Source organism: Flavobacterium sp. (genome assembly GCF_046317795.1).
GTDB lineage: Bacteria > Bacteroidota > Bacteroidia > Flavobacteriales > Flavobacteriaceae > Flavobacterium.
The window spans coordinates 1-11,086 of sequence record NZ_JBKCVI010000193.1 but is presented as its reverse complement, the minus strand read 5'-3'; the positions used below and the strand labels follow the sequence as shown (position 1 = coordinate 11,086).

Sequence of the window (11,086 nt, the reverse complement as noted above, 5' to 3'; positions counted from 1 at the left end):
ATTGATTGGTTTCTAATCATGGGTGCTACTCGCGAAAAAAACATGGAAACATTCCAAAATACATTTTATTAATAAATGACCCGAAATAAGTTATATTCCTTGTTGCTTATAGCTTGTTTGGCTGGATTTATTTATCTTTTTTACACTTTTCACAAATCAGAAAATGATATGTTTCGGGTTTGTATCATTAAAAATGCGACAGGATTTCCTTGTCCTTCTTGTGGAACAACTCGGGCGTTTGCATTGCTTTTGAAAGGGCAACTTATAGAATCAGTACTTGTAAATCCGTTTGGAATACTTGTTGCTATCATTATGACAATCTTCCCGATATGGGTTTTGATGGATGTAGTTTTAAAAAAAGAAACCTTTTTAAAAGTGTATAAAAAAAGTGAAGATATTATCAGAAAACCATGGTTAGCCATTGTTTTACTATTTTTAGTACTTCTCAATTGGATTTGGAATATAAATAAACATGTATGATACAAGAAACAACTTTTGCCTACAAACCAGGCGAACACGAGCGGGAGAAAGCATCCAATAGTTATTTGATGTCTTTAGTAGCGCTCATTGCAGGGTTGCCGTTGCCTATAATTAATTTGCTAGCCACTTTCTTTTTCTATTTAGCCAATAGAAAAGGAACTTATTTTGTGCGATGGCATTGCACTCAAGCATTGCTTTCCCAATTGGCACTTTTAGGAATTAACAGCGCTAGTTTTTGGTGGACTATTTCTATATTATTTACCGATGAAAAAGTCAGCAATCAATACTTTGCTTATATTTTTGCAGTAATTGTATTTAATTTAATGGAGATTTTCTCCACTATTTATGCCGCTGTGCAAACTCGCAAAGGAAAACATGTTCAGTTTTTGTTTTTCGGAAATATTACCAACTTAATTTGCAGACCATGATAAAGAAAACAATTTTTCAAGGATTGATAATAGTACTGGGTTTTTTCCTGCTATGGTTCGGATTTTCTCAACTCGATTTTATGACTTTTTTCAAAGTAAAAGAACGCACCGAATTTGTTGAAAATAAATTAGGCGATTTGATTTGGGATGAAATTTCCAATACCGAAGATGTTATTACCAATGACAGTGTTATAAAAACATTGGATAAATTAATAATTCCAATTTGTGAAGCCAATGATATTGAACGTGATTCACTCAAAATTCATATTGTACAAAAAGATGAAATTAATGCTTTTGCGTTGCCCAATAATCATTTGGTTGTCTATACCGGATTGATAGAAGATTGCAAAAAACAAGAAGCACTGCAAGGTGTTTTAGGTCACGAGATAGCTCATATCGAAAAAAACCATGTGATGAAAAAATTGTCCAAGGAAATAGGATATTCGGTTTTGTTGACTGCTACGTCCAGTGGAAAAGGCGGACAAATGGCAAAGGAAGTTTTAAAAATGTTAACCTCTTCTGCCTATGATAGAGCATTGGAAAAAGAAGCCGATATTACTAGTGTAGACTATATGCTAAAAGCTAATATCGACCCAAAACCAATGGCCGATTTTATGTATCAAATGGCTCAAGACAGCAAAATACCTGATGGAATGAGTTGGATTGTGGATCATCCCGAGTCGGAAGAACGCGCCAAATATATTTTGGAATACATTAAAGGGAAGAAATTAAAAAGCAACCAAAGTATTTCTGAAAAAGAGTGGAAAACGTTTCAAGAACAAGTGAAGGAATAAGTTTCCATAATATTGAGACTCCTCCTTCGTCGGAATGACAAAAATCCCTTAACGTCAGCTTTCTAAAAATTCGTACTGAAAGTTTTTATGTTCGTACTCCTATCTTTGAAAAATTTCATATCGGCAATCCTCAGCGACTTGTTTTAGGTTTTTAGACAGTTTGAACGTCCCCGCGGCTACACGACTGTTGCGAACTTCGTAAACGTTTATTTTCCGTTAAAGATACTATTTCTTGCGAAACGTGAAGTTACAAAAAAAATTCGCAATATCGTGTAACCGCAGTTGTATGCAGTGTTTTTTCTTTGTCGTTTACTTTATTATTTCAAAAATATTTATAAAATTCTTTTCCAATTTTTTTCTCTTTCTGGTAATGTTTAAGTAAGCATAAGTTATCATAAAAAATAGAAACATATTCACAATTAAAGGAAGTTCTGAAATTGATTCGCTATGATTTGAAAGCAACATAGAATTAAAAACTACAAATCCTAAAACCGCTATAAATATCCACCAGTAAAGTTGGTATTTATGTCTTGGGACAAGTTCATATTTGACTTCAAGTTTTCCATTTAGTGTTTTGTAATTGCCTCTTAAAATATAGTAAGTTGGGTTAAATCTAAAATTTGAAGTCAAACTAAATGTAACGTCATCAAAAAGACCGTAAAAAGTTTTTGATGAATCACCAAACATTGAGAATATCGCAAACGGACTTAATTTCAATTTTGGATGTCCAGTTTTTGTAAAATTCTTTAATCTATTTCTAAATTCAGCTATATTGAGGTTTGAATGCATTTAATTCAATTTTTAACAGTTCTGGTAACATTGCCTATAACTTTAAAATAACAACAATTAGCTATTTATAATTCTTTTCTTTTCGTTCCAATTCTGCCTGAAATTCTTCCATTACAGGTTTTACAGTGCTTTCGGGTAAATCAGCAATACGAATATACATCAAACCATCAACGGCATTATTAAACAAAGGGTCAACATTAAAAGCGACTACACGGGCATTTTGTTTAATGTATTTTTTTATTAAAACCGGTAAACGCAGAGTGCCAGGCTCTACTTCGTCAATAATTTTATCAAACTTATTTAAATCAGATTCGGTTTCGTTAAACACAAAATCCTTGTCGGCATCTTTCAGTTTTACCTTAAATTCTTTTTTCGGGTGAATGTACTGCGCCACATATGGGTCGTAATAATGGGACTTCATAAACTCAATCATCAACGATTTCGAAAATTCAGTAAATTGATTACTGATACTCACACCACCAATCAGGAATTTATGCTCAGGATAACGCAGTGTTGTGTGTACAATCCCTTTCCAAAGCAAGAATAACGGCATCGGTTTTTGTTGGTATTCATTAACGATGAAAGCCCTTCCCATTTCGATAGATTTTGACATCATATCAAACAATTCAGGCTCAAATCGGAACAAATCTTGAAGATAAAACCCTTCGATACCATATTTTGGAAAAATCTCCGAACCCAATCCCATACGATACGCTCCTGCAATTTGCTGCGTTTCATCATCCCAAAGAAACATATGATGATAATAGCTATCGCAACGGTCTAAGTCGATTGACTCATTGGTTCCTTCTCCAACGGCTCTAAAAGTAATTTCGCGCAAACGACCAATTTCATGAAGAATATTCGGAATTTGAATGGCAGGCACCAAAAAAACTAAATAATTTTTGCTTTGCAGCAAACGATAATCGCTTTCTCGTAATGCAGCAATCTCTTCTAAAATCTTATCGTGATTGGCTGGCTTTACAATTTGTTTCGGACTTTTAGAGGTTTTTAAATTCAGATTTAGATTTTGAGGATTCAATAGGTTGTTTTCTTTGTTAAAAGAATTGGCCAACATATAGGTTTTTTTTCTCAAGAATTCGGAGTATTCTTCAATACTCTTGTGTTCGTTTTGTTCGGCTACCGAAATAGGTTTTCCTATACGGACTTTAATCACTCGATCTTTCTGAGTTAACAATTCCGATGGCAATTTTGCCGTTCTAAGTGTTGGGTTTATTTTGGATAATAAATAGAAAAAGCGACTGTTTTTGGCATGAAAATAAATGGGAATTACAGGGACTTGGGCTTTTCGAATGACTTTTATCGCACCTTCTTCCCAAGCTTTATCCACCACCAATTGCCCATCTTTATAAGTAGAAACCTCACCAGCAGGAAACATTCCTAAAGGTTTGCCATCGCTCAAATGGCGCAAGGTTTCCTTAATTCCTATCACACTCGATTTGGCATCTTTGTGATTTTCAAACGGATTTACCGGCATGATGTAAGGTTTCATTGGTTCGATGCGGTGCAACAGGAAATTGGCAATTATTTTAAAATTAGGTTCTCTCTCGAGCATTAATTTCAATAATAAAATCCCATCAATTCCGCCCAAAGGATGATTGGAAATAGTAATATAAGCACCATCTTTTGGAAGTCGTTTAAAGTCTTCTTCAGGAATTTCAAATTTAATTTGAAACTCATCTAAAATAGCATTTAGAAACTCTATTTCACTTAAATGCTTGTTTCGGTCATAGATTTTGTTTAAGGTCGAAATTTTTAAAGCTTTCATTAGCATCCAACCACAAAAGGTTCCAAAAACCCCGTATTTATCAGCTTTTATTGCTTTTGCAACTTCTTTTGCAGTAACTAAACCCATGTATACTTTTCATTTTTGAGTAGGAAACAAAGATAGTAATTATAGTCAATAGAAGATTGTAGATTACCGATTTTTGATTTATGAAGGGAATAAATTACTACAATCAAAAATCGTTACTATTAAATCATAAATATAAATTTGTTTTTAGCTATTTTTGAACCGAGGGATTTTGTATTTATTAAAAGAAGATAATAATAAAAGTATAACTTGATGAGAATTATTTCATACAATGTAAATGGTATTCGAGCGGCAATTTCCAAAGGATTTTTGGAGTGGTTGCAACAAGCCAATCCCGATATTATTTGTTTGCAAGAAATAAAAGCTACCGAAGATCAAATTCCGTTACTCGACGTCGAACTCTCGGGTTATCCCTATCATTATTGGTTTCCGGCTCAAAAAAAAGGATATAGTGGTGTAGCCATTTTATCAAAAGTAAAACCCAATAATGTAGTTTTTGGGACTGGAATTGACCACATGGATTTTGAAGGACGTAATCTTCGATTGGATTTTGATGAGTTTTCGGTAATGAGTTTGTATTTGCCTTCGGGAACTAATATCGATCGATTGGATTATAAGTTCATCTACATGGATGACTTTCAAAAATATGTTGATGATTTAAAAAAAGAGATTCCAAATCTAATTATTTGTGGCGATTACAACATTTGTCACGAAGCTATTGATATTCATGACCCAATAAGAAATAAAACCGTTTCGGGATTTTTACCCGAAGAGCGCGCTTGGTTGGACAAATTCATGAAAAGTGGTTTCATTGATACCTTTAGATTTTTTAACAAAGAACCTGATAATTACAGTTGGTGGAGTTATCGAGCTGGCGCTAGAGCTAATAATAAAGGGTGGCGAATAGATTACTGTTTGGCCAGTGACCCTTTGCGAAAAAGATTAAGAAGAGCTGTGATTTTGCCTGAGGCAAAGCACTCAGACCATTGCCCAGTGTTGGTAGAAATTGACTAAGAATAAATTGACTAAGAATAAAGTTAATAGTCCTTCGACAAGCTCAGGATGACGAAACAGGAATAAATATAAAAAAAAGTATTATGATAAAGAGAATAGTTTTAGGAATAGCTTTGATGACATTCATGACCTCTTGTGTATCCAAAAAAATATACACCGATTTGGAGAACAAGTACACCGATTTGAAGAAAGAAAATCGCTTAATTGCTGATGAAAATGAAGAATTGCACAAAGCCAATGCGCAATTTAACGAAGAAAATAAAATGCTTAAAGCCGAATTAGATAAGCTCAAAGCCGATAGAGACAAACTGCAAGCCGATTGCACAGCAACGACTAATAACCTAAAAACTCTCAAAGATTCCTATGCTGCTTTAGAAAAAAATAGCAATGATGCACTCGAATCTAACATGAATAAAAATCGTGAACTGCTTGCGCAACTTGGGGCAAAAGAAAAAGCGTTGGCTGCTGAGCAAGACCGATTGAATAAATTAAAAAACGAATTGGCATCAAACACCAAACGTTTGAATGAATTGGAAAGTATGATTGCAGCCAAAGATGCTAGCATGAAAAAATTAAAAGAAACATTGTCCAAAGCACTAAATGCGTTTGAAGGAAAAGGATTGACTGTGGAACAAAAAAATGGGAAGGTGTATGTTTCTATGGAAAACAAATTGTTGTTCCAAACTGGAAGTTGGGCTGTAGGAACAGAAGGAAGAAAAGCCGTGGTGGAAGTCGGTAAAGTTTTAGCACAAAATCCAGATATAACGGTATTAATTGAAGGGCATACGGATAATGATAAAATTCTAGGAAATATTGGAGGCGGAATTGAGAACAATTGGGATTTATCAACCAAAAGAGCTACAGCTATCGTAACTATTTTAGGAGAAAATAACGGGATTAGAAAACAAAATTTAACCGCAGCTGGTCGTGGTGAATATGCTCCGTTAATGAGCAATGATACTCCTGATGGCAAAGCTAAAAACCGTAGAATTGAAATTATTTTAACACCAAAACTAGATGAAATCTCTAAGATGTTGAATGAGTTTTAAAAGAAGTAAGAACTAAAGAATAGTAAAGGTCAAAGTTGTACTCTGACCTTTTTTTTATGTAAATGTTTCCAAAAAATCTGTTAATCGAATGCGATAAACGATGACATTACTATATTTTTGCACAGCAAAAAAGGCAAGAACGATGAATTACACCACTTTACCCAATACCAATATAAAGGTTAGTAAAATTTGCCTAGGCACAATGACTTTTGGGGAACAAAACTCCGAAAGTGATGCTCACGCTCAACTAAATTACGCTACAGAAGAAGGAGTTAATTTCATTGATACTGCCGAAATGTATCCCATTGCAGCAAAGCAATCCACTTTAGGTTTAACCGAAAAATATATTGGAACTTGGTTAAAAAAATCAGGGAAACGAGAAGATTTAGTCATTGCAACCAAAATTGCTGGACCCAATCGCGGCATGGAATACATTCGTAAACCCTTAAGTTTTTCAAAGAAAAACATTCACGAAGCGGTTAACTTAAGTTTAAAAAACCTTCAAACGGATTATATTGATTTGTCTCAAATGCATTGGCCAGAGCGCGTGATGAATATGTTTGGGCAACGTGGTGTTTCCAAAATTGATACCCAATGGCAAGAAAATTTCTTTGAAATATTAAGTGTTTATGATGGTTTAATTAAAGAAGGAAAGATGAAACACATCGGCGTTTCTAATGAAAATCCTTATGGTGTGATGAAATTCATCAGCGAAAGCGAAAAATACAATTTACCTCGAATTGTTACGATTCAAAATCCGTTTTCGTTACTAAATCGATTATATGAAGTAGGACTTTCCGAAATTGGAATGCGTGAAAATGTGGGTTTGTTGGCGTATTCACCTTTAGCGTTTAGTTTCTTAACAGGAAAACATTTGAATGGGATTCAACCAACGTCACGATTGGGTTTGTTCCCTCAGTTTACAAGATATTCGAGTGAGAATTGCTTAAAAGCGACTCAACTTTATCATCAATTAGCGAAAGACCATGGACTAACGTTAACCCAAATGGCTTTGGCGTTTGTCAACCAACAAGATTTTGTAACTTCCACTATTATTGGTGCCACTACTTTGGAACAACTCAAAGAAAACATTGCTGCTTTTGAGGTAACATTATCGCCAGAAATTATTTTTCAAATCAATAAAATTCAGGAAGTATTTCCCAATCCTGCGCCTTAAATTATTGTTTGATAATTTTTGATGTAGCAGTCAAACCATTAGGTATTTGCACCGTAACTAGATACATTCCTTTCGCTAAATTAGCAATGCTTATGGCGTTAGAACCGATGTTTTGAATATCTTGATTTAAAACCAATTTCCCTGATAAGTCAGTAATAGCAATAGATTGTAATGCTATGTTATTGTTGTTTTTAATAAAAAGTTCGTTAGTTGCCGGATTTGGAAAAATTGTCAAAACATTTTCATCAAGAGCGATAGTGCTTAGTGAAGTGTCAACTACTTTTGAGATAGTTGAACCATTGGTAATATATAATTCGCCGTTAGGATCTTCGCCAAAAGTGGTAATTACCCCCGGCAAATTTACACTCCATGTGATTGTTCCCGAGGAGTCAACAAGTCCAATTTCTCCAGTACAATAATCGGCAAAAATATATTTGTTTGCAAAGTTTGGATACAAAGTACCAGTATAAAAATAACCACCAGTGATAGAACATCTGCCATTGGAACCATAAACATAATCAGTAAAAGGCGCCACTGTATTGGCAAAAGTAGGACAACCACTAGTATTAAAAACGGAAGTTCCTTCATAACAACGCCAGCCATAATTTATACCTGTATTAGGCAAAGGAAATGTTGTTTTATTGATTTCTTCGCGAGTACTTTGACCAACATCGGCTATCCATAAGTCGCCATTTAATCTATTGAATGAATACTTCCATGGATTTCGTAACCCAATTGCCCAAATTTCACGAAGACCAGCAGTGGTTGCGTAAGGATTAGTTGCTGGAATACCATAGTTTAATGACCCAAAAGTAGTATTAACATCTATTCGAAGCATTTTACCTAACAATACTCTACTAGGGAAGTTAGCATCTACAGTCATGTTTTGCGAATAACCTTGTGGATCGCCACCGCTTCCGCCATCACCCAATCCAATGTATAAAAAACCATCACGTCCAAATGCCAAACTTCCACCGTTATGATTAGAAAAAGGTTGATCTACTGTCATTAAAATGGTTGCAGTAGTATTGGCTATATCTGGATTGGCAGAAACAGAATATCTTGCAATTATAGTATCACCAGCGGTATTGGTATAGTTGATAAAAAATAATCCATTTGTCGCATAATTGGGATGAAAAGCCAAGCCCAATAAGCCCTGTTCGCTACCGCTACTTAAACCAGTTACGGTTAAAAACGGTGTGGCATTCACCGTTCCATTTGCATTAACTATTCTAATAGCACCTGTTTTTTGAACTACAAAAAGGCGAGAATCAGCCGGCGGATGAACTAACGCTACTGCATTGGATAAACCTGTGGCAAAAGTTTGTACCGCTACGGTTTGGGCAAGACTTAGGTTTGCTATACAAATAAATAAAAGGAGGATAATTTTTTTCATAACTTTTTTATTAAAGAGATGGTAAATTTAAATAAAAATTAAAAAACTAATCCATTAACAGGCAATTATTTAAATAAAAACATCCTAAAACCAATTGTCTTAGGATGTTTCCCTCTTTTATAAATTATAAATGATTTTACCTATTCGAATAATGAATTCGCATGTCCTTAGGATATTTTAGCTCATAAGCAAAGTGTATGATTTCCGTTTTACCACTTTCTATTTTTCGTTGCCAAAGTATACTTCCTGTTTTTTCATCATAAACGCCATCTCCAATGGTTAACGATTTTACGGTAATCTTTTCGTTTTCACTTATTGGCAATTGGTCCAAAACTTCCAAATCTATCGTCTGTTTTGTGTTGTTTCTAATCACTATATCATAGGACTCGGTTTCTTTTTTATTGCTATTAAAAAATTTCTTCTCGTCTTTGTCTTCAATTTTTCTTCTTTTGATTACGATACGTTCGTCTATTCCCAATGATATAGGGAATTCGTCATTTACATAATTGCTTTGTAAATACGTTTTACCAATATAATTGTCATCAAAAAACAAACTAGCTTCACCCGAAATTAAATTTAGATTTTGCCAATTTTTTACAATGGCTAATAAGTATACGCTTTGATTGACTTTTGGAACAGTATGATATTTATAAGTTGCCGCTACTTCTTTTTTATCTAAAATTAAAAACTGTTCTTTTTCTTGACTTTTTATCGTTTGAATTTCATTTAATTCATATAAAATGTTCATTTGACTATCCGACACATTGGCAACAGGCAAATCAAAATAGGAAGCTTCTTCATTGGTATTGTTAGCATCACTTCTCATTTGATAGGAATTGGTTGCAGCATTGACCGCTATTTTTTTATACTTATCATTATTCATTTGATTGTAGCTCATTCCTGCCACAAATTCATTGACATATAATGGTGATAATATCGGTCGGTTTTGATTGTTTTGAGGCAAGTAAGTAGATACAAAAAGTTTCACATTGGTCCAATCTTGCCCTGTTTTTTGATATATTTTTCCTTTAAAAACTATTTCTAATGGACTGCTTACATCGGTTGCTCTAATGTCGTATAATGGCATCCAACCTGCGCTATTGACAACATAGGTTACTGAAAGATCAAAACTCATTTCGGTTTTGGCTTCGATTTCTAATAGTAACTCTTTTTTGTTCTTGTTTTTATTGGTTTTTTCTTCTGCTAATTGGTTGACTATATTCGCATTTGCAGACACTAAGTCATTTTTTTGCTCTTGTAACAAGTACAAACTGTTTTCAATTTCTAAAAAGCGTTTGGCATAAAAAGAAGTCAATTTAATTAATTGTTCTTGAGGCGAAATTTTATCGTTGGTATGCACTTGCAAATTAGCGTTGATAATACTTTGTTCCCCCAAAAGTGTTTTGATTTGAAGCGAAAGCAAATCAATAGAGCGCGCATTTTTTTTCTTTTCGGCTTCTAATTTTTGTTCTATTTCTGAAGGTTTATTACCGTGTAGATAATTGTTTAATGGAGTAATTGCCATCAGGGTTGTGTTTTTTCCCAGACCAATCTTATAGGTGTTTTCGTCAATGTCGTTGGACAAATTAATGAGTTTAACAAAGTTCCTGCCTTTTTTTAAAACGACTGGAGTGGTTCCTGTAACTTTCGCTCCTTTCAAGTAAATGGTAGCACGTTTAATTTCAATTTCTTTTACTATTTCTTGTCCAAAGAACAACTGAGTAACTAATAACAGCAGGGTTGCATATTTAATTTTCATGGTACTAATTTTTAAATTCTTTATAAAACTAATATATAGAAAAAGACAAATTTGGCAGACTTGGTAAAAGGGTGAGTTGAATGGGTAAAACGGATACAATAAATATAGCTCCAAAAAAAACATCCTAAAATCAATGACTTTAGGATGCTTGTGTTTTTATAAATTATCTATCGTTTTATCTTTAGGATATCTGACTTTATAACTTATCCTAACTTTCTTGGTTTCACCTGGATTGAGTTTTAAAGTCCAAGTAAGAATTCCGATTTCTTTGTTTGCTGCGGAATTCCTATTTTGGAGATTTAAATTTCAATAAAAAAATATCATTAATTTCAGAAGGGTAAGCTTAGAACTTTTTTAACATCATTTCAG

At 33.9% G+C, this 11,086-nt stretch carries 10 protein-coding genes; 6 read left to right on the top strand and 4 right to left on the bottom strand.

Annotated features, from left to right (window positions below; all coding sequences use genetic code 11):
* The first annotated feature begins 75 nt into the window (after positions 1-75).
* Genes ACK5ON_RS11435 through ACK5ON_RS11425 form a run of 3 tightly spaced genes read left to right on the top strand, consistent with a single transcriptional unit; the run spans position 76 to position 1,702 of the window.
* Positions 76-480, top strand: coding sequence for a DUF2752 domain-containing protein (locus tag ACK5ON_RS11435; RefSeq protein WP_396176124.1), 405 nt, complete (start codon positions 76-78; stop codon positions 478-480).
* Entirely contained in the window at positions 477-908 is a 432-nt protein-coding gene (locus ACK5ON_RS11430; RefSeq protein WP_396176122.1) for a hypothetical protein, read from the top strand. Before ACK5ON_RS11435 ends, ACK5ON_RS11430 begins: the two co-directional genes overlap by 4 nt.
* Positions 905-1,702 carry a M48 family metallopeptidase gene (locus tag ACK5ON_RS11425; RefSeq protein WP_409822531.1) on the top strand — a complete coding sequence of 266 codons (798 nt, stop codon included), beginning with the start codon at positions 905-907 and terminating at the stop codon, positions 1,700-1,702. Before ACK5ON_RS11430 ends, ACK5ON_RS11425 begins: the two co-directional genes overlap by 4 nt.
* A gap of 309 nt (positions 1,703-2,011) precedes the next feature.
* On the opposite strand, the gene ACK5ON_RS11420 is transcribed toward ACK5ON_RS11425, so the two are convergent.
* Both ACK5ON_RS11420 and ACK5ON_RS11415 read right to left on the bottom strand, forming a co-directional pair.
* Positions 2,012-2,491 carry a hypothetical protein gene (locus ACK5ON_RS11420; RefSeq protein ID WP_409822528.1) on the bottom strand — a complete coding sequence of 160 codons (480 nt, stop codon included), beginning with the start codon at positions 2,489-2,491 and terminating at the stop codon, positions 2,012-2,014.
* Between the two features lie 61 nt (positions 2,492-2,552).
* Positions 2,553-4,364 (bottom strand): GNAT family N-acyltransferase, encoded by a 1,812-nt coding sequence (locus ACK5ON_RS11415; RefSeq protein ID WP_409822525.1) that lies wholly within the window; start codon positions 4,362-4,364, stop codon positions 2,553-2,555.
* Between the two features lie 210 nt (positions 4,365-4,574).
* On the opposite strand from ACK5ON_RS11415, the gene ACK5ON_RS11410 reads away from it, so the two are divergent.
* The 3 genes from ACK5ON_RS11410 to ACK5ON_RS11400 all read left to right on the top strand — a co-directional run bounded on the left by ACK5ON_RS11410 (position 4,575) and on the right by ACK5ON_RS11400 (position 7,562).
* Entirely contained in the window at positions 4,575-5,336 is a 762-nt protein-coding gene (locus tag ACK5ON_RS11410; protein WP_409822522.1) for an exodeoxyribonuclease III, read from the top strand.
* Between the two features lie 83 nt (positions 5,337-5,419).
* Positions 5,420-6,385 (top strand): OmpA family protein, encoded by a 966-nt coding sequence (locus tag ACK5ON_RS11405; protein WP_409822519.1) that lies wholly within the window; start codon positions 5,420-5,422, stop codon positions 6,383-6,385.
* 142 nt (positions 6,386-6,527) lie between these two features.
* Complete coding sequence (locus ACK5ON_RS11400; RefSeq protein WP_409822535.1) at positions 6,528-7,562, top strand: NADP(H)-dependent aldo-keto reductase; 1,035 nt, start codon at positions 6,528-6,530, stop codon at positions 7,560-7,562.
* 1 nt (position 7,563) lies between these two features.
* On the opposite strand, the gene ACK5ON_RS11395 is transcribed toward ACK5ON_RS11400, so the two are convergent.
* Together ACK5ON_RS11395 and ACK5ON_RS11390 are read right to left on the bottom strand one after the other, a co-directional pair.
* Positions 7,564-8,958: a PQQ-dependent sugar dehydrogenase gene (locus tag ACK5ON_RS11395; protein ID WP_409822516.1), complete on the bottom strand. Its 1,395-nt coding sequence runs from the start codon at positions 8,956-8,958 to the stop codon at positions 7,564-7,566.
* A 136-nt stretch (positions 8,959-9,094) separates the two neighbouring features.
* A complete protein-coding gene (locus tag ACK5ON_RS11390; RefSeq protein WP_409822513.1) occupies positions 9,095-10,717 on the bottom strand; it encodes a DUF4139 domain-containing protein in 1,623 nt (540 codons plus the stop codon).
* Positions 10,718-11,086 lie beyond the last annotated feature (369 nt).